We start from the raw sequence: 19,077 nt of genomic DNA on the forward strand, positions 1-19,077 counted from the left end.
TCGCCCGCCGGCCGTCCGGGTCGCGGACAGCTGAGCGTTCCCCTACTCACGAAGAATCCGAACATGATTACTCTCGACAACGTCTCGAAGTGGTACGGCAAGCATCAGGTTCTCACTGACTGCAGCGCAGCGGTCACGAAAGGCGAAGTGGTCGTTGTCTGCGGCCCGTCCGGGTCCGGCAAGTCGACGCTGATCAAGACGATCAACGGTCTCGAACCGTTCCAGAAAGGCTGCATCACGGTGGACGGCGCCCGGCTTGACGATCCGTCGGTCAAGCTCGCGCAGCTGCGTTCGCGCGTCGGCATGGTGTTCCAGCACTTCGAGCTGTTTCCTCACCTGACCGTGCTGGCCAACCTGACACTGGCCCAGACGAAAGTGCTGCACCGACCCATGGACGAGGCGCGCGACATCGGGCTACGTCTTCTCGAACGCGTTGGGCTGAAGGCGCACGCCCAGAAGTTTCCCGGGCAGTTGTCCGGCGGGCAGCAACAGCGCGTCGCGATCGCCCGTGCGCTCTCGATGAATCCGATCGCGATGCTGTTCGACGAGCCGACGTCAGCACTCGATCCGGAAATGATCAACGAAGTGCTCGACGTCATGGTCGAACTCGCGCGCGACGGGATGACCATGGTTTGCGTCACGCACGAGATGGGCTTCGCACGCAAGGTCGCGCATCGCGTGCTGTTCATGGATCGTGGCGTGATCGTCGAAGACGCGGCCAGCGGCGCATTTTTTCATGCGCCGCGTTCCGACCGAGCACGCGATTTTCTCGACAAGATCCTGCACTGACCTGCCGCGCACCGCCGTCCGACCAACAGTGCCCCCCAAACCCGACACCTGTGCCACCGCATGAGAACGACTACGCTTTCCACAAGACTCAATAACGTTGCACGCCTGAATCTCATCGACGCGCCAACGCACCTGCAGCGGCTGCCGCGGCTGTCCGCGTACGTCGGCCGCGACGTCTATGTGAAACGCGACGACTTCACTTCATTCGCCATGGGCGGCAACAAGCTGCGCAACCTCGAGTATCCCGGCGCTCACGCGCTTCGCCAGGACGCCGACGTGCTCGTGACCGCGGGCGCGGTGCAGTCGAATCACGTCCGGCAGACCGCACGCTCGCGTCCCAACTCGGACTCGACTGCGTCGCGCTGCTGGAAAATCCGATCGGCGGCACGCGCGATGATTATCTGCACAACGCCAACCGGTTGCTGCTCGATCTGTTCCGTGTACGGGTCCATGAGGTCGCCCATCTCGACGATGCGGACCAGCAGCTCGCGGTCGTCGCGCAGCAACTGCGCGACGAAGGGCGATGTCCGTATGTGATTCCGGTCGGCAGATCGAATGCGCTCAGCGCGCTCGGCTACGTGCGCGCGGACCTCGAGCTGGATCAGCAGACTCGCGCAGCAAGGCTCGACTTTTCCGCCGTCGTGCTCGCGTCCGGACGCGCTGGCACGCATGCGGGTCTCGCGCTCGCTCACGAGATGCCGGCGACGCCGGTGACTGGCGTGACCGTGTCGCGTAGCGCGGCAGCGCAGCGTCCGAAGGTGCGGAACCTCGTCGACCGTAGAGCGAGCTACTCGACATCGGAACGCCTCCGGACATGTGCGTCGAGCTAGGGGACGCCTGGTTCGCGCCACGCTATGGAGAGCCCAATACCGCCGGACTTGACGCGATTCGCCTGCTTGCGCGGACCGAAGGATTGCTGCTCGATCCCGTCTACACGGGCAAGGCGATGGCCGGCTTGCTCAACGGCATTGCGGGCGGCCGCTTCGACGGGAAGTGGCCGGTGCTGTTCGTGCATACCGGCGGCGCACCTGCCCTGTTCGCTTATCACGAGGTGTCCCGCAACGGTTGAAGCACTGCGGATCCTCATCGACCAGGCACGTAAAGCGCGCGCGCCACCTGCCGAAGGTTGTCGGCGGTGGCGCGTTTGCGTTATTCGCTCACCACGTAGTCGAGTGGAAGCGCTGTTGTCCGCTTGATCACCTCCATCGCGAACGCCGAGCTTACATCCATCAGTTCGACGCTTTTGATCAGCCGCTTGTAGACCCTGTCGTATCCGGCGATATCCGGCACGACGACCTTGAGCAGGTAATCGACATCGCCGCTCAGCCGGTGAATCTCGATGATCTCCGGAATCTCCCGTACGGCGTCAATGAAACGCTTCGTCCATGCATCGCCGTGCTGATTCGAGCGCACTGTCACGAACGCAGTGAGCCCGAGGTTCAGCTTGTTAGGATCACAGAGCACGACCTGCCGGCAAATCACACCCTCGTCCCGCAGTTTTTGCAGTCTTCGCCAGCACGGCGTCGGCGACAGGTTGACCGCCTTGGCGAGTTCGTTCAGTCCGATCGTGGCATCCGCCTGAAGCAGCGTGAGCATCTGAGCATCGCGTTTATCCATATCTCCTCCGGCTTAGAAACTTTTCCCAATCTTAGCGGGATCCGCGCGATTCTTTAAAAACATTTTTCGCGATCGCGAAATTAATATGTCTTCACGCACAGCACATGTCGTGATATTGCGGCGGTGCTCGATACACCTCGATTGACCCGACGACAGAGAGGACCACGCCTTGAACACAACGCATTCGACCGACACCGTCCTGGCCCATGAGGGCCGCAAGCACAACCAGCTCGGCGCGCCGGTGAATCCGCCGGTTTATCGTCAATCGACGCTGCTGTTTGAAAACCTCGAAACACTGAGGACCGCGAGCGGCACGCCGAACGCGTACGGGCGTGGCGGCAGCCCGACTACGCGTGCGCTCGAAACCGCACTCGCGCGACTCGAAGGCGCACATCGCGCAATGCTCACACCAAGCGGGCTTAGCGCGATCACGATATCGCTGCTGGCCGTGCTGAATCCCGGCGATCATCTGCTGATGACGGATTCCGTCTACGACCCGACGCACACGTTCTGCAATGAAACGCTCATGCGTCTCGGCATCGAGACTACCTACTACGATCCGGCCATCGGCGCCGGCATCGCGTCGCTGATGCGGTCGAACACGCGCGCGGTGTTCGTCGAGTCGCCCGGATCGCTGACGTTCGAAGTGCAGGACATCCCGGCGATCAGCCGGATTGCACATCGTCACAGTGCAATCGTGCTGATGGATAACACCTGGGCCACGCCGCTCTATTTCCGGTCGTTCGAGCATGGCGTCGACGTGTCGATTCACGCCGCAACGAAGTACATCTCGGGGCACTCCGACCTGCTGATGGGCGTGATCCTCACGACCGAATCGCTCCATCCGAAGATCAACCGGTTCTATCGGCAACTCGGCATGACCGTGAGCGGCGACGACGCCTACCTCGCGCTGCGCGGCCTGCGAACGTTGTCGGTGCGGCTCGAGCGACACCAGCGCAATGCGCACGCCTTGACGGAATGGTTCGCGATGCAGCCGGAAGTTGCCGAAGTCCTCTATCCGGCGCTGCCAGGCTCGCCGGGCCATGCGTTGTGGCAGCGCGACTTCACGGGCTCAAGCGGTCTGTTCGGCGTCGTGTTGCACCCGCAATCCGACGAGGCAATGCGTGCGTTGCTCGACGGAATGACCTGCTTCGGGATGGGCTATAGCTGGGGCGGCTTCGAAAGTCTCATTCTCCGATCCAGCCCGGCTCGCTACCGCACGGTGAAGCAATGGCCATGGGACGGCCCACTGTTGCGGGTTCACGCGGGCCTCGAACATCCCGACGACATGATCGCAGACCTCGAAGCCGGTTTCTCGCGCCTGCGGGCAGCGGCCCTCGTCCAAATGGAATCCTGAATCGGCGTACGCAGCACCTCAATTCTTAATTCCCAACCACAGCGAGACAATCATGAAAGACAAACTGTTCATCCTCCGGCCTGGCTTCTTTAGCGGCGATGAGGGCCCGCTCTACTGCGGCGACTCAGTTGCCGTCGAAGGGCTTTTGAGCTTTTTCCCGCAGTTGCGCAACGATGTCGACGTCGAATACATCGACGCGCCGCGTCCGCGCAACGCAATCGTCGAACTGATCGGCGAAATCAACCAGTCCGCGCCGGTGATCGTGCTCGATGATCGTCAGAGGGTGAAGGACGCGTCCGTTGACGTTCGGGAGCACAACGGCATGCGCTTCATCAACGCACCTGACGATATCCGACGCTATCTGTCGTCACAGTATGGTGTTGCGCAAGCATCCTGACCGGACGGGGAGAACGCGCTTGCGTTGTGCGTTCGTTGAACGGCCCACACCGCGCACATGCGGTGCGGGCCTGAAACCGACAGGTCATTGACGTTACTACTCCGTCATTTCAGCACATTTGCTCGGGGCAAAAGCGATACGCCGGCGAGGATCCCTAACCTCGTGACCGGCTCCAGTGCCACCACTCATGGTGGTCCAGATTGCGCAGAAGATCCGCCCGGCGCCGCTCGCGACGGTAGTGGGCGGCGACACCAACTGCAGCAATGACGAGCACAATTGTGTCGGCAGCCATACCCAACCAGGATGGGTCCACGTCGGCCTCATCAGGTACACCCGGATCGCCGTCTGCTACCGCGGACGGCACGCACCTGGAATATAGTCTGTCCGGATGACAGACCATGCAGCGCTCGCCTGCGGTCAGCTAGCCCGTGCTAAAGCCCAGAACTGCGTCCCCGCGCAGGGTAACGCGAGGCAAGGGCAAGCCAGCTTCGGGTGGCTCGATCACGATCAGCTGGAGCTCGCAAAGCGCTCCGAGCTCCACACGGTTTGACTCGATCCGCCCTGGCGCATCCTTCACGGGCATCAACGTGGCAAGTTCGTGCGGACTCAACATGACATCTTCCCCCGACAGGGCGCTGCAAAAAAGAACGCTCAGTTCACGAAATAGCGACACATACGGGTGATTCACGATGGCTGCGCAATGGACGAAAGGCCGGATCGTACCAAAGCGCAGGCGCGTTTCTCGCGGCAAAACCGGGCTTGATGCCTGCCGCTAACAGATCATTACACTTGTTTCGAGTCTGCGGCGCCGCCGCGCTCGAAGCGAGGCATAGGCGGCGCGGAAAGAATGTCGCGCGGAATGGAACCCGGCAATCCACACACGTTGTCGAGTTCCTTCATGCTGAGCGCGTCACGGCACGGGGAGCCCGATCAGCACTCGCCTTTCTTGGCGTGTCCCGGTGGGCAGTGCCAACCCTTGTCATGATGATGGTGCTTTTCCCAGTCGTCGCGGTCCCAGTAGCGGTGGCCATCCCAATAGCGGTCGCCATGCCAACCCGGCGTAACGACGATGGCGGCAGGAGGCTGCGGCGCGATCACGACAGGGGTGCCCACGGTGATGCCTACGTTGACGTCAGTCGCGTGTACCGCGCTGGCCAGGCCGATTGCACCGACAGCGAGTGCCAACTGTGCGAGTGCTTGTTTCTTCATGGAACGGACCCCCAAATTTCAACGCGTGTTCGGATCGGATTTCGCTGGGCAACAAAAAACCCACTCGAAGGCGGGTTCATTGGTACGACGGATTCTTGCCGGATTCGCGTGGGGTCTGCCCACTTGTTGCCCAAAATCGGGAAAAAAAAGACATTACCCCAAAACTTCTGAAATCGCGCAAAGCCTTACTGGGCTTTGGTTGCGGGGGTAGGATTTGAACCTACGACCTTCGGGTTATGAGCCCGACGAGCTGCCAGACTGCTCCACCCCGCGGCGCGGAGTGTACTCGCTCGAATGCGGTGCGTCAATGTGCAGTCAGGTCGAAGCGGACCTCGTGCAACGCGCTTTCCACTGTAGCGCGCGTCGCCTGTGATGGAGAGCCGCACCTTGTCTTGCCAATACCTTGTTTTCCATTGCTTGCTCCTGAGTCAGGAACGCATCGGTATCATAGAATGGGCGCTTGCCGCTCTCCGAATGTCAGCCAACACGATTTTCCCTATCGTCCTTCGGGAAAAGCGCGCGCTCCAACGGCGATGTATTGCACTTTATTTCGGCACCCAAATAAATTGGATTCCTAATTTAACAGCGATAAATTTCTTTTATGTAAAATGACGGCGCGCCCGGCGGTTCTGTCACAATAAGGAAGGTGGCCGGCGAGAGCGCCGAAATACAGAGGATTGCTTGTGCAGAGAGAGAATAGAATTTCTGAGCGGGAGAGAGTGCCTTACGGCCGTCGTTCATCTGACCTTTTCGAATCATATGCATGGTCTCAATTCCGCCAAGAATAATGCGTGCGCAACGAAAATTCTTGAAACCCATCATTGGGCACGTTCGACGCTTGATCGCCCGGTGATACGGACAACCTGATGTCGCAGCCCGGAGATTTTCCGGGACGCACTCGCCTCCGTCGAGAAAGGTCAGCACGAGGCCTGCAAGGCGCTCAGCATGAGCGATGTCCCTTGCAGCCGATATTCGACGCTTTTTCAAGCGCTTTCGAAAGTGAAGGTTTCAACGTCGGCCACCAGCCTGATTCGTGCAAACTATTCGTGTTCCGTTCTGGAACTATGCAGCGTCAGCAGTAGATTGGCGAGTTCGATCGGCATATCAACCATCACGTCGTGACCGCACGGTACCCGGGAGACGCGCCAACCTGGTTTTCCGGCGACCTGCTCGGCGTAATACGAAAAGGGGCTTGGATCCCATCTTTCGGCAAGAATGAACAACCGGTCTTTGATCGCTGATCCGCGTCCCGTGAGAAGGACTTGCGTCTCGAACGTGGCTAGTGCCTGAGGCGAGCAATGGCGATCAACCCATGCGCGATTCTTCGGTTCTACCTTGAAGCCCTCTGCCGGGATTGGCAGCATCAGGCCACTGTTGCCGGTCATCGCGCTTGTTCGAAAAGCCGTTAGAAACGCAGCGGCGTTCTCTTCGGACAGCGCCGCGTAAAGGCAGTCGATGAGCGACTGCGCATGCTCGGGAACGAAGGCGTCCAGATAGACCAGCGTCTTGATGCGATCGCTCATGCGGTCGGCCACACCGGTGATGACCATGCCACCATAGGAGTGGCCCAGGAGAATAACGTCGGAGAGCTCCTCTGCCTCCAGGACGCCGCACACGTCGCGGATGTGCGTTTCCAACGTGATGTTCTGGTTGTTCAGATGCGCCCGCTCGCCGAGGCCCGTGAGGGTCGGGGTGTAAACATTGTGACCGGCGGCGCGCAACACCTGTGCGGTGTCGCGATAGCACCAGCCGCCATGCCAGGCGCCGTGCAAAAGCACGAAAGTTGCAGACGGCTTTTTGTGTGCTCCCTGATTCCTGTGTTCCATTTCCATGTTGACCCCTGCTGATTTTGCAGATACCCGGTTGGCCCCGCACGACGCTTGCCCTCGTCAGTACTTCTGCAAGATTGCCCCATTCCAGTCAAACGAAGCGGGCAAGCCAAAGAACGATGCCGCTATCGGCATGGCGTGATTCATCATGTTTCGTCCATGATGAACCTTGAGTCCGCGCGAGTGTGCCGATTGGAGCAAAGCAGTCATGAGCGGCTCCATGATGACGTCGGCGACAACAGCATGCGGAGGCAGTGCATCGACGGAAAACGGCAGCCCATCGCCGGCGTTCAGTCCGACCGGTGATGCGTTGATGGCGATATCGATATCCGTCATAGACGGTATGCCCGCTGCTATACGCGCACTGGACACCCTGGCAATGGACCGCGCCAGTTCACGTTCGCGCTCTTCATCGGCGTCGTGAACGGTGAGGCTCGCGATGTCTTCCATTCCGAGCGTCCACCCGATGCATCGGCCCACGCCGCCGCAGCCATGCAGATAGACGTTGGCGCCCTTCAGGGTGACGCCATCCGCATGCAAGCCTGCGAGAAAACCGGCGCCATCGACGTTGTCGCCTTCCCACGCTCCATCCGGAAGCCGCCGCAGCAGGTTGATCGAACCGATGCGCTGCGCGCGCTGCGTCAGCATCTCAGCGTGGTCCATCGCTGCGAACTTGTGCGGCATGGTGAAGATTGCACCATCGACGTTTTCAATCGCCTTCAGCCCTGTCATCGCCGCACCGAAGTTTGAAACGGTGACGTCGGCAGGCAGCATCAACGCGTTGACACCGTAGCGTTTGAAGAGCGCGCTCCAGACGACCGGCGCGCGAACATGCGCGACAGGCGAACCGAGGATAAAAAAGAGGCGCGTCAGCGCATCGACCGGTGAATCGAGCGAATGTCTTTCATCTGTCATGCTATTACCCTATCGGTGTTGGCGGCGAATTGTGCGACGTGACAGACCCTGCTTATCGCGAAGGCGCGTTCCGTAGCATCGGCATCATCGTATCGTTCCGATGACCGCTGATATAAGCCGCGACGATCGCAATGCCAATCGGTATCGTCAGGAACATGAAGAGCTGACCGAAATCCCATTTCAGATTGAGCAGGATCGCGCCGGCATACGCCCCCGAGATGGCGCCGAAACGCCCGATGCCCGTCATCCAACTCGTGCCCGTGGCACGCATCTCAGTTGGGTAATAGCTGGCGGCCATCGCGGTCCATCCCGTGGTGCTCGAGTTGGTGCAGTAGCCAAGCAGGAAAACCATCGCTGTCAGACCGGCGAGCGTGAAGGACATTTTGGCCAGAATCACCGTGAAAACGCCTGCGCCAAGCAATGTGCCGATCATCACCTTTTGAGCTTTGATGCGATCCATCTTCCAGCCAATGGCGATATTCCCAAGCGTGCCGCCGACCTGCATCGTGGCCGCGACCAGCGCCGCCTCGGTGAGCGAGAAGTGCTTGCCACTCAGCATGATCGGCAGCCAGCTATTGAGAAAATAGACGATCATCAGGTTCATGAACATACCGACCCAGAGCGCGAGCGTGACGGTCGTATGAGGATTGCGCACGATGAGGCGGATGGCGGCCTGCCCCGTGTGCGAGCGCTCGGTGGTGATGAACGCGGTGGAGGTATCGGCCACGAAGGGCTCGATCTGATTGAGCACGCGCATGAGCGCCTGGCGTCCACCATGCTTCACTGCCAGAAACTTTGCAGACTCGGGCATCGCGAACATCAGGACGAAGCTGAAGAGAATCGGCACGACCCCACCGATCAGCAGTATCGATTGCCATCCATGGCGGCCGATTAGATAGGTCGATAGGAACCCGCCACCGGCGGCACCGAACGTGAAACCGCAATAGATCACGGTGACTATAGTCGAGCGATACTTGCGGGGCGCATACTCGGACGCGAGCGTGGCCATATTCGGCTGCGAAGCACCCAGCCCAAGACCGGTCAGAAAACGCATGGCCGATAGCACGGCCAGGTTGGGCGACCACGCCGAAAGCAGGCTCATCAGACCGAAGAAGCCAACGGCACCGATCACGACCTTGCGTCTGCCGAAGCGGTCAGCCAGCGGTCCGCCGGTCATGGCGCCGATCGCAAGTCCCAAAAGACCCATGCTCAGGAGTGGGCCCAGCTCGGCGTGACTGACGTGCCAGTCTTCGATGATCGCCGGTGCAATGAAGCCCATCGCGACAACATCGAATCCGTCGAGAATCAGCACGCTCAATCCCAGCAGCAGAATCTTCCAATGAAAGGCGCCGAAGGGACGCGTATCGAGAAAGTCTTGAACATTGATTTGCTCAACAGCGGACATCTGCGTCTCCTCGTTGCTTTCGCTTGCGCGGACCACTTCATGCAGTGGCGTCGCCTCTGCTGAACCGTGTATCCGTCCTCATATCGATCTTCAGCCCTGTTCTCGCCGCCTCCACGACAGCGAGGGTTACCGCGAGCGTCTGCGAGGCATCGTGCGCATCGATCAGCGGTTCGGTCGCACCGTTCACCACGTCGAGGAAATGGCGCAGTTGATTCGCGTAGACATTCTCTTCTTCCACTGGAATGCGCTCGTCTTGGATTGGGCGATGACGGCCTTTCTCGCCGTCATATGACCAGAGCGTTTTGTCCGGCAATGAAAGCGCGCCGTTGGTGCCCGCGAAGAAATGGGTCGGCACTGGACGGTAGTCGAAGAGCGCGCGGTCTTCTCCCGCTGCGGTATCCCAACTCCACGGCGTCGCGGCGGTGTCGGAGAGACTGATGTTCGCGATCGCTCCGTTTTCGAGTTCGAGCGTGCACGCAGCCGAGTCCTCGACCTCATACGCCCGGGTTCTGTTCGACGAAACCGCCTGCACGGAAATGATTTCGCCGCACAGATGCCGGATCAGATCGATCTCGTGGATCATGTTGATGAGAATCGGTCCGCCCCCGATACGGCGACGCCAGGGCACCGCATAGTAAGCTTCGGGCTTGTAGTGCAGGCACATGATGTTCGCGGCCACCAGCTTACCGATGCGCCCTTCGGCGATTGCCTTCCTGGCAGTCCGCACCATTGGATTGTGCCGGCGGTGATGTCCGACGAGCACTGGTACACGCGCAATGCGTGACGCCTCGGCAAGCGCGCGTGCGGATGCAAGGTCGTCGGCGATGGGCTTTTCGACAAGTACTGGAATTCCACGCTCGATACACGCCAGACCGATTTCCCCATGCGTGCTGTTAGGCGTGCAGACGATGACCGCGTCGACGCGCTCGGTCTCGAGCAGCTTGCGATAGTCCTGATGAAGCGCGACGCCTAACGCAGCGGCTTGCTGCCCGGCTTCGGGAGATGGATCGGCGATTGCTGCGAGTTTGCATTGATCACTATTCGCAATCTCCTGCACATGGCGTTTGCCGATGACGCCCGCTCCGATTACCGCGATGTTGATGTCTGACATTTGCGTGCAGCCCCTTCAATGAAATGCCAATATGGGAACTAGTTCTCATATATGCATGAATTCAGTCTAGGAGTCCCCGAACCGCGATGTCAACGACTTTTTCCTTCAACTTCCCGTATAGGAACAAACCAGGGTTTCTCCCGAAATTGTCAAAACTCGCTTGACTCCATACCTCATTGAAATCACCATGTGAACTGGTTCCTATATAGAAACTAAGGATATCCATGAACGCTGTGATGCTTGACCGTCTGGCCATTCGTGAAGCAATCGAAAACTGGGCCGTGTGGCGGGATGCCGGAGACTGGGAGCGCTTTGCGAGACTGTGGCATCCGGAGGGCGTGATGATGGCAACCTGGTTCCAGGGCAGCGGACCTGAGTTCATTCGCGTGACGCGAGAGGGGTGGGCGCGCGGCGTCAGCATCCTGCATTTTCTCGGCGGCACGTCCGTCGATCTCGCGGGTACGCGTGCGATCGCGCAAACCAAGATGACCATCTCCCAACGCGGCGACGTGGACGGTCATCTCTGCGATGTGGTGTGCACCGGGCGCTCCTACGACTTCTATGAAAAGATGGGCGGCGAATGGCTGCTGCGTCTGCGTCAACCGATCTATGAGAAGGACCGCCTGGATCCTGTCGAGAGCGGTATGAAGCTGGATCTCGATGCCGAGGTGCTCGGGCGCTTTCCCGAGGGTTATCGCCACCTCGCCTATATTCAGACGAAGATCGGCTACGACGTCAAACGCGACATGCCCGGACTCGCCGGCCCCGCCGTCGAGGCGCTCTACGCGCGCGGCCGCGCGTGGCTCGATACGGGAACGCTGTCATGAGAGGACAGATCGACGCTTTCACCTACGACGCGCTGCCGGCCCGCGTGGTGATGGGTGCGGGAAAGTGCAATGAAGCCGCCGCTGAAGCTGCAAGAATGGGCTGCACGCGTCCTTTTGTCGTGACGACGCGCGACCAGGCTGCGCTGGGTGAAGAGATCGCGAACCTGTTCGATAGGACATCGGACAGCCGCTTCGCCGAGGCTGCCATGCACACGCCTTGGGGCGTAACCCAGCGGGCGCTCGGCGCCGCGCAAAGATCAGGCGCGGATTGCGTCATCGCGATCGGCGGCGGATCGTCGACCGGTCTCTCGAAAGCGATTGCATTGCGCACGAAACTGCCGCAAATCGTGCTGCCTACCACGTATGCCGGCTCCGAGATGACCCCTATCATCGGCGAGACACGCGATGAGCAAAAGCACACGCAGCGAACGCTCGAAGTGCTGCCCGAGGTCGTCATCTACGATGGCGAGCTCACGCTGAGTCTGCCCGTCGCGCTGAGTGTCGCAAGCGGGCTCAATGCGATCGCGCATGCAGTCGAGGCGCTCTACGCGGCAGACGCCAATCCGGTGACCTCGCTGATGGCGGAAGAAGGCATCGCGGCGCTCGCGGAGTCGTTGCCGCGCATCGTCCAGTCACCGCGGTCCGTCGAGGCGCGGCGTCTCGCCCAGTACGGCGCATGGCTGTGCGAAACGTGTCTTGGAGCGGTCGGAATGGGCCTGCATCACAAGATATGCCACGTGCTCGGCGGAACGTTCGACCTCGCGCACGCGCAAACGCATGCGGTCATGATCCCGCATGTCGTTGCCTATAACGCGCACGCCGCGTCATCCGCGATGACGCGCATTGCTCGCGCGTTGGGGGCGCGACACGCATGGACCGGGCTATACGAGCTCGGCGTTGAACTCGATGCGCCGCGCTCGCTCCGCGCGCTCGGCATGCCCGAAGCGGGCATCGATCGTGCGATGGAACTGATCATGAAGAACACCTGCTCGAACCCCCGTGCGCCCGACGTTCGCGCGCTTGGCCACATGCCCCGGCAGGCGTTGGAAGGCCTGCCGCCCGAGCCGATGGATTGAGGAAGCCCCATGCGAAACTTCGACGAAGACAACATCACACAGGCCGTGCTCGACCGGCTGACCGGTTGCGCGAGCCCCCGCACGCGCCAGATCAGCGAGGCGCTCGTGCGTCATCTGCATGCATTCGTGAAAGAGATCGAACCCAGCGAAGCGGAATGGGCGGACGCCATCGCGTTTCTCACCAGGACCGGTCAGATGTGCTCGGATACGCGGCAGGAGTTCATCCTGCTGTCGGACACGCTTGGCGTCTCGATGCTCGTGGATGCGATCAATCATCGCTTCGATGAAGGCGCCACGCAAACCACGGTGCTCGGTCCGTTCTATATGGAGGAAGCGCGCGACTTTCCGCTCGGCGCGCATATCTCGCGCGAGTCAGATGGGTCGGCGCTGATTGTCGAAGGTACGATCGAAGACGCGCGCGGCAATCCGATAGCGGGCGCGCTGATCGAGACATGGCATGCCGACCATCGCGGCTTCTACGATGTCCAGCGCGACACCGGCAAGTCGGCGCTCGATATGCGCGCGCGCTTTCATACCGACAGGAACGGACGCTTCTGGTATCGATCCATCGTGCCCGCTGCCTACCCGATCCCGAACGACGGCCCCGTGGGCAGGATGCTGGACGCTCAAGGACGTCACCCGTTTCGTCCCGCGCATGTCCATTTCAAACTGAGCGCGCCTGGGTTCGAGACCATCGTGACGCATGTCTTCATCGATGGCGACCCGTATCTGGAGTCGGATGTCGTCTTCGGCGTGAAGGATGCCCTGATCACGAAGCTCTTAAGGATAGATGGACAGGTGATCCCCGGCGGACACGAAGTCGCATCAGGCACCTCGTTGATCACCTACAAGTTCGTGCTTCCCGACGAACCCCGAAGCTAGCGGAAGGTCGCCATGCACAAGCTCTCCTTGCATCACCTGACCATGCTCGACGCGCACCCGCTGCAGCTTGTCGACGCCGCGCATGCCGGCGGCTTCGACTACTACGGATTGCGCGTTGTCGCGCCGAGCACGGCGGATACCATCATCGATGTGGCACACAACGACGTTCTCATGCGGGAACTCGCAGCACGAATGGAGGCGACCGGTGTGCGTCTGCTCGATATCGAAGCGATCTGGTTATACGCTGGCACGCGGATCGAAGACTTGCTGCCGGCGCTGGAAGCGGGGTATCGCCTTGGCGCGAAGCACGTGCTGGCCGTCGGCAACGACGACGATCGCGCTCGCCTCATCGACAACTTCAGCGCACTGTGCGAAGCCGCTGCACGCTTCGAGATGACCGTCGGCCTCGAACTGATCACGTATTGTCCTGTCGGCACGCTAGACGACGCGCTCGCGCTGATCAGCGCGAGCCGTCAGCCGAACGCGCGCATCCTGATAGACACGCTGCAAGTGTTTCGCTCCGGCGCCAGCGTGGAGGACATCGGCAATGTTGAAGCGCGTTTCATCGAATACATCCAGATATGCGATGGGCCGCGCGCTTCGCCTGCTTCGGTGGAGGGGCGGCGAACGGAAGCGCGCACTGCGCGCCTGCTGCCCGGCGAAGGCGAGCTACCCTTACGCGAACTATTGGCAAAACTGCCCGCCGATCTGACGCTTGCCGTCGAAGCCCCCACGCGAGAGCTACGCGACCTGCCATTCGATCAACAGGCGCGCACGATCATGGAAAGAATGCGGCACTTTCTCGCCTGAGTGCGCCACTGAGCGCATCACTCGGCGAAATACTGACGCTGGATGCGTGCCGCCGATGCCGTGAGAATTCCGATAGCCCGTTCCTCGACCTCCTTCGAATAACGCACAGCCGGGATTGCGAGATTCAACGAGCCGAGCGGAAAGCCGCTTGCCGACAGGATGGGTACGCCGACACCCACGATGCCTGGCGTGTACTCTTCCATGGAACGCGCGAAGCCTTTCTTGCGAACCTCTTCCAGCGTGGCGAGCAACGCCTTCCTGGTGGAGATTGTGTTCTTTGTGATGGGCTCGAATGTGACCGCGCGCATGTAATCCTCGCGCATCGCGTCAGGCAGATAGGCAAGAATCGCCTTGCCGCCGGACACGGCATAGAGCGGCGCAAGATCGCCGAGCCGCATGTGCGATTGCAGGCGCTGCTGACTGATGACCGTGGCAACGACTTCGACCTGGTCGCCCTTCAATTGGTTAAGTGCACACGATTCCGCAGTCTGCTGCGTAATGTCGCGCAAAACGGGTTCCGCGCAGGCGACCAGGCTGCGCATCTGGTTCGACTGCTGGGCGAGCTTAAGAATGGTGTCGCCGAGCCGGTAGCCTTTGGTCTCGGCCACGAAGCGCAAGTAGCCACGGTCCGTGAGATTACGAATCAGCTTCGTCAAACTGCTCTTCGGGATGTCGAGCGCCTCGGCTATTTCCGTGTGCGACATCTCACGGCCCCATTGAGCCAGAAGCTCAAGCAGGTCGAGGGTACGGTCAGCCGACTTCACGGTACTCATCATCTCAACTTCATTCGTACGCATACCATTGGGTCCTTGTTCATATATGGGAACATGGTATATCGCGTCCGGGAAATGTCAAGAAGACAAGCTTTGCGCTTAGCCCTTCTTTCAGGACCGGAAACGCCAAAAAATACTTGTTCCCATGAAAGAACACGTTCACACTTAGATCCGTCCTTCTAAATTCAACCGCACAACAGGCGAGGAGAAATTGGAAACAATCACACAAGGCTTTGGCGGCAGCACCTTCTCATTCATGTGGCAAGACACCGCGCTCGCCGCGATGCGGAAGATGCAAACGCTAGGATTGAACGACTTCGACGTGCTGGTCGTCCCCGGGCATCTTTGGCCGGATCAGCTTTCGGCAGCGGATCGATCCGTCCTCGCAGGCAACTTGAGAAGCGAAGGCATTCGCATCGAGTCGCTCAATCTTCCGGCGCTCGATCTCAATCTCGTCAGCCGTGTCGAGGAATTCCGGCGCTATTCCATCGACCTGTATATCCGCACGATGCAACTCGCCGCCGATCTGGGCGCCGGTGCCGTAGTCGTGGTACCTGGCAGGGTTTCATCGTTGTTTCCGCCGCCTGGTTCGGATACAGAGCACTTGCTTCGAGACAGCCTGGAGCAGCTTCTACGGGTTGCCGAGCGGCTCGATCAGAAGATCTTCGTCGAGCTCCATCCACAGACGCCCATTCCGACCAGCGACGCAATGCTGACCTTTCTCGACGGTCTGGCGCATGAAAAGCTTCTGATTGCCTACGACGTCTCGAACGCCGAATTCGTTGGAGAAGGTCAGCCTGACGCCATCAGGCGACTGGGCAATCGCATCGGGCAGCTCCATTTTTCCGATGGCACACGCAGTCAGTGGCGGCATGACCGGGTCGGCCATGGAACGGTGTGCTTCGATGAGATCCTGAAGGCCGTGAATGAGACCCGATTTTCTGGAGTCTGCGTTCTGGAGATCATCTCCTCATCGCCACTGGAAGATCTTGGCGCGTCTGCCGCGGCGCTCAAGCGTATCGCGATCGATTAACCGCATCAGAGGAATAGTCCACCATGCGTCCTTCTCAAGATATCGTCCAACTGCCCTCGTCGTTCGAGCATCGGTCCGCAATCGTGAACGACGTCAACCTGCACTATGTGATCGGCGGCAGGGCGCCGGGCTCCGCACCGCTGATGCTTCTTGTCCACGGCTTCCCGCAAAACTGGTGGTGCTGGAATGGCGTTATTGCCGAACTGGGGGAGCGATATACCGTCGTGGCGCCGGACCTCAAGGGCGTGGGCTTGTCGGACAAGCCTGCGGGCGGATATACGAAGCGCGAGATGGCCGCCGACCTCCACGCTCTCGTCGAGAGCCTGCATGGAGCACCCGCGCATATCGTCGGCCACGACATCGGCGGGATGACTGCTTACGCTTACGCAAGCCGCTACCCGGCGCGCTCGCTCACCATCATCGATGTGACCCTTCCCGGTATCGGCGATTGGGATCAGGCGATCGTGGACCCCCATGTCTGGCATTTCGCCTTTCATCAAAGGCGCGATCTACCGGAGGCTTTGATCGTAGGCGGGCGGGAGCACGTGTATATCAAGTCGTTCATCAATCGGCAATCATTCCGTCGCGGCTCGATCTCCCATTCGGACATCAACGAGTATGTCGAGGCTTACACCCATCCGGGAGCGTTTCGATCGGCCATGGAGATGTACCGCCAGTTCCCTCAGGACGCAATCGATAACCGCAGCGCGGGACGGCTTCCCGACGAGCTCCCGGTGCTCGCCATTGGCGGCGAAAGAAGCTGGGCTGGCCGCGTCGGCGAGCGCCTCGGCACCGTCTCATCGAACGTGACGAGCGTAACGATTGCGGACGCTGGCCATTTCGTCGCCGAAGAGCAGCCGGAGCGCCTGGTCGACGCGATTTTCAAGTTCTGCGGGTAACGGAACAAAATTCGCAGGAGAATGAAGATGACCCACGAAAACATTCCGTTTCGCTCTCATCGTCTGCATGACGGACGACTAGCTTATCGTCGCAGCACAGCAGAGAGCGCGAAACAAACCGTGCTGCTTCTGCATGGGTGGCCGCAAACATCCTGGGCGTGGCGGCGTGTCATTCCTTTGCTGAGTCGGCAGTTCGACGTGATTGCGCCCGATCTCCCCGGCTTCGGCGATCCATCGAAACCCGAGTCGGGCTTCGACAAGAAGACCATCGCGCGCAGGCTTCATGATCTGGTCGAAGCACTGGGGATAGAGCGGGTGGCGATCGTCGGCCACGATTTGGGCGGTCACGTCGCGTATGCGTACGCCGCCCAGTGGCCGGAAGCGGTCAGCCACTTCGTTTTTGTCGAAAGCAGTCTTCCCGCATTCGGACAGGAAGAAGCGATGGACGTATCGCGCGGTGGAAGCTGGCACTTCGGCTTCAACATGGCCGGCGACATATCGGAGTCGCTCGTTGAAGGTCGCGAGTTTCTCTTCGTGAACCATTTTGTGCGCCGCGAGACCGTTGGCGTATTCGATCCCGATTCGATCAGCAACGACGACGTCCGAGTCTATGCTCAAGCCCTCGCGCGTCCAGGCGCTTTGCGTTGCTCCTTTAGTTACTACAGGGCCTTGCCGCTCGACCGTGAAGACAACCTCATCTGGGGCAAGACACCGCTTTCGATGCCTTCGTTGAGTATCGGCGCGCAATGGGGTTATGGGCCAGCCTCGGCTCAAACGCTTAGGCATGTTGCGGCGAACGTCTCCGAGATCATCATCGACGACTGCGGTCATTACGTTCCCGAAGAGCGGCCTGTCGAATTCGCCGAGGCGGTGAGCGGGTTCATATCTAACGAGACGGCATAGTTATATGGAAACAGGTCATATCGAAGGATTCGAATCACGCCGGCTTCCTGGTCACGGCGTCACGATCGATGCGCTCGTGGGCGGTTCAGGTCCGCCGCTTCTTTTACTGCATGGCGCGCCACAGACGCGGGTCTGCTGGAGCGCAGTCGCGCCGGCGCTGGCGGAACACTTCACGGTGGTCGTGCCCGACCTTCGGGGCTATGGACGAAGTGACAAACCGCGCGGCGGCGGCGATCACCTGACCTACTCGAAGCGCGAACTGGCACTGGACCAGATAGCGACGATGAACGCCCTCGGATTCGGGCGCTTCAGCGTGGCTGGACACGACCGCGGAGGACGTGTCGCCTATCGTCTAGCCCTTGACCATCCAGGCCGTATCGATCGTCTTGCCGTGCTGGATATCGTACCGACAAGCGATGCAATGGAGGCATTCGACCGGCATTTGGCACTGCGCTTCTGGCACTGGGCCTTCCAGGCACTCGACGAGCCGATTCCGGAGCGCATGATCGGCAACGATCCCGCCTTCTACGTCGAGACCATGTTGAGCGCACATGCATCCAAAGGCTTTCGGTTCGATCCGTCTAACGTCGCCGACTATCTGAAGAGCATCGGCGATCCAGCCGCGATACACGCTATGTGCGAAGACTATCGGGCGGCATGGACCTTTGACCGCGAGTTGGATGAATCGGAGCAAGGCATCCGGACTATTGAGGCGCCTGTCCTCGTGCTTTGGGGGCAAGAAACGCCAGCGGCGAATTCACCATTGGAAAAATGGCGCCGCTGGGCGGGGGAAGTGGATGGTCACGCCATCCGGTGCGGACATTTTCTGCCGGAGGAAGCGCCCGGCGAAACTGCAACGGCTCTTCTACAGTTTTTCTCGTGACAAGGAGACCGCGCCAAAGCCGGGGCTCTATGCCGCGATTTGTGTGGAGTTCAGCAACCGATGTCGCGTTTGACAACCAATTCTTGTCGTTTTGGGCCACAAAGCCGGGATCCCGGGGAGTGTCTGAATTTTTGTGTGCAAGGCAGATAAAAGCCTGCCGTCTGGCAGGCTCATCAATTGCATTCTACAAATGATTTCTGGTGAAGCGATCCTCGTAGAGGATCGCGAACTGGTTCATCGCGGCTTTCCAGTCATGCGCGGCACGGCTCCAGTCAGCCGTGATATTGCGCAAGGCCAGCCAGAGCAGTTTGGTCGCGGCCTCGTCCGTCGGGAAGTGCCCACGCGTCTTGACGATCTTGCGT

The 19,077-nt window shown here is 60.1% G+C and carries 18 protein-coding genes, 1 tRNA gene and 3 pseudogenes; 12 read left to right on the forward strand and 10 right to left on the reverse strand.

The window, feature by feature from the left end; all coding sequences use genetic code 11:
* The first annotated feature begins 63 nt into the window (after positions 1-63).
* A complete protein-coding gene (locus M3I54_RS36805; protein WP_254344642.1) occupies positions 64-789 on the forward strand; it encodes an amino acid ABC transporter ATP-binding protein in 726 nt (241 codons plus the stop codon).
* 60 nt (positions 790-849) lie between these two features.
* Positions 850-1,858, forward strand: a pseudogene (locus tag M3I54_RS36810) (D-cysteine desulfhydrase).
* Between the two features lie 80 nt (positions 1,859-1,938).
* Here the strand turns inward: M3I54_RS36810 and M3I54_RS36815 are convergent.
* A complete protein-coding gene (locus M3I54_RS36815; RefSeq protein ID WP_254344643.1) occupies positions 1,939-2,406 on the reverse strand; it encodes an Lrp/AsnC family transcriptional regulator in 468 nt (155 codons plus the stop codon).
* A 169-nt stretch (positions 2,407-2,575) separates the two neighbouring features.
* On the opposite strand from M3I54_RS36815, the gene metC reads away from it, so the two are divergent.
* A complete protein-coding gene (gene metC, locus M3I54_RS36820) occupies positions 2,576-3,763 on the forward strand; it encodes a cystathionine beta-lyase (protein ID WP_254344644.1) in 1,188 nt (395 codons plus the stop codon).
* A 52-nt stretch (positions 3,764-3,815) separates the two neighbouring features.
* Entirely contained in the window at positions 3,816-4,160 is a 345-nt protein-coding gene (locus tag M3I54_RS36825; protein WP_254344646.1) for a DUF3088 domain-containing protein, read from the forward strand.
* A 930-nt stretch (positions 4,161-5,090) separates the two neighbouring features.
* On the opposite strand, the gene M3I54_RS36835 is transcribed toward M3I54_RS36825, so the two are convergent.
* The 7 genes and pseudogenes from M3I54_RS36835 to M3I54_RS36865 all read right to left on the reverse strand — a co-directional run bounded on the left by M3I54_RS36835 (position 5,091) and on the right by M3I54_RS36865 (position 10,629).
* Complete coding sequence (locus M3I54_RS36835; RefSeq protein WP_254344649.1) at positions 5,091-5,369, reverse strand: hypothetical protein; 279 nt, start codon at positions 5,367-5,369, stop codon at positions 5,091-5,093.
* Positions 5,370-5,565: 196 nt separating this feature from the next.
* Positions 5,566-5,642: transfer RNA gene (locus M3I54_RS36840), tRNA-Met, on the reverse strand.
* Between the two features lie 414 nt (positions 5,643-6,056).
* Positions 6,057-6,221 (reverse strand): annotated as a pseudogene (locus M3I54_RS36845) (IS6 family transposase); the annotation flags it as partial.
* Positions 6,222-6,409: 188 nt separating this feature from the next.
* Entirely contained in the window at positions 6,410-7,201 is a 792-nt protein-coding gene (locus tag M3I54_RS36850) for an alpha/beta fold hydrolase (protein WP_254344651.1), read from the reverse strand.
* A gap of 57 nt (positions 7,202-7,258) precedes the next feature.
* Positions 7,259-8,113, reverse strand: a complete 855-nt coding sequence (locus M3I54_RS36855; protein WP_254344655.1) for a shikimate dehydrogenase — start codon at positions 8,111-8,113, stop codon at positions 7,259-7,261.
* A 52-nt stretch (positions 8,114-8,165) separates the two neighbouring features.
* A complete protein-coding gene (locus tag M3I54_RS36860) occupies positions 8,166-9,518 on the reverse strand; it encodes an MFS transporter (RefSeq protein ID WP_254344657.1) in 1,353 nt (450 codons plus the stop codon).
* A 37-nt stretch (positions 9,519-9,555) separates the two neighbouring features.
* The gene (locus M3I54_RS36865; RefSeq protein ID WP_254344660.1) at positions 9,556-10,629 is read right to left on the reverse strand and encodes a Gfo/Idh/MocA family protein; all 1,074 of its coding nucleotides are present in this window, start codon (positions 10,627-10,629) and stop codon (positions 9,556-9,558) included.
* 224 nt (positions 10,630-10,853) lie between these two features.
* Between M3I54_RS36865 and M3I54_RS36870 the strand changes: the two genes are divergently transcribed.
* Genes M3I54_RS36870 through M3I54_RS36885 form a run of 4 tightly spaced genes read left to right on the forward strand, consistent with a single transcriptional unit; the run spans position 10,854 to position 14,224 of the window.
* A complete protein-coding gene (locus tag M3I54_RS36870) occupies positions 10,854-11,456 on the forward strand; it encodes a nuclear transport factor 2 family protein (protein ID WP_254344662.1) in 603 nt (200 codons plus the stop codon).
* Positions 11,453-12,532, forward strand: a complete 1,080-nt coding sequence (locus M3I54_RS36875; RefSeq protein WP_254344664.1) for a maleylacetate reductase — start codon at positions 11,453-11,455, stop codon at positions 12,530-12,532. The genes M3I54_RS36870 and M3I54_RS36875 overlap by 4 nt, the downstream gene beginning before the upstream one ends.
* Before the next feature lie 9 nt (positions 12,533-12,541).
* On the forward strand, positions 12,542-13,414 hold the full coding sequence (locus M3I54_RS36880) for a dioxygenase (protein ID WP_254344666.1): 873 nt from the start codon (positions 12,542-12,544) through the stop codon (positions 13,412-13,414).
* 12 nt (positions 13,415-13,426) lie between these two features.
* Complete coding sequence (locus M3I54_RS36885) at positions 13,427-14,224, forward strand: sugar phosphate isomerase/epimerase (RefSeq protein ID WP_254344668.1); 798 nt, start codon at positions 13,427-13,429, stop codon at positions 14,222-14,224.
* Positions 14,225-14,241: 17 nt separating this feature from the next.
* On the opposite strand, the gene M3I54_RS36890 is transcribed toward M3I54_RS36885, so the two are convergent.
* Entirely contained in the window at positions 14,242-15,021 is a 780-nt protein-coding gene (locus M3I54_RS36890) for an IclR family transcriptional regulator (protein WP_254344671.1), read from the reverse strand.
* A 187-nt stretch (positions 15,022-15,208) separates the two neighbouring features.
* Here M3I54_RS36890 and M3I54_RS36895 point away from each other — a divergent pair, with 187 nt between their 5' ends.
* From M3I54_RS36895 to M3I54_RS36910, 4 genes are all read left to right on the forward strand, one after another.
* Positions 15,209-16,030, forward strand: coding sequence for a sugar phosphate isomerase/epimerase (locus tag M3I54_RS36895; RefSeq protein ID WP_254344673.1), 822 nt, complete (start codon positions 15,209-15,211; stop codon positions 16,028-16,030).
* A gap of 83 nt (positions 16,031-16,113) precedes the next feature.
* Positions 16,114-16,929, forward strand: a complete 816-nt coding sequence (locus M3I54_RS36900) for an alpha/beta fold hydrolase (protein ID WP_254344675.1) — start codon at positions 16,114-16,116, stop codon at positions 16,927-16,929.
* Positions 16,930-16,956: 27 nt separating this feature from the next.
* Positions 16,957-17,832 (forward strand): alpha/beta fold hydrolase, encoded by an 876-nt coding sequence (locus tag M3I54_RS36905; protein WP_254344678.1) that lies wholly within the window; start codon positions 16,957-16,959, stop codon positions 17,830-17,832.
* A 4-nt stretch (positions 17,833-17,836) separates the two neighbouring features.
* Complete coding sequence (locus M3I54_RS36910) at positions 17,837-18,715, forward strand: alpha/beta fold hydrolase (protein ID WP_254344680.1); 879 nt, start codon at positions 17,837-17,839, stop codon at positions 18,713-18,715.
* Positions 18,716-18,899: 184 nt separating this feature from the next.
* On the opposite strand, the pseudogene M3I54_RS36915 reads toward M3I54_RS36910, so the two are convergent.
* Positions 18,900-19,077, reverse strand: a pseudogene (locus M3I54_RS36915) (IS256 family transposase); the annotation flags it as partial.

Source organism: Paraburkholderia sp. CNPSo 3274 (assembly GCF_024206475.1).
Lineage (GTDB): Bacteria > Pseudomonadota > Gammaproteobacteria > Burkholderiales > Burkholderiaceae > Paraburkholderia.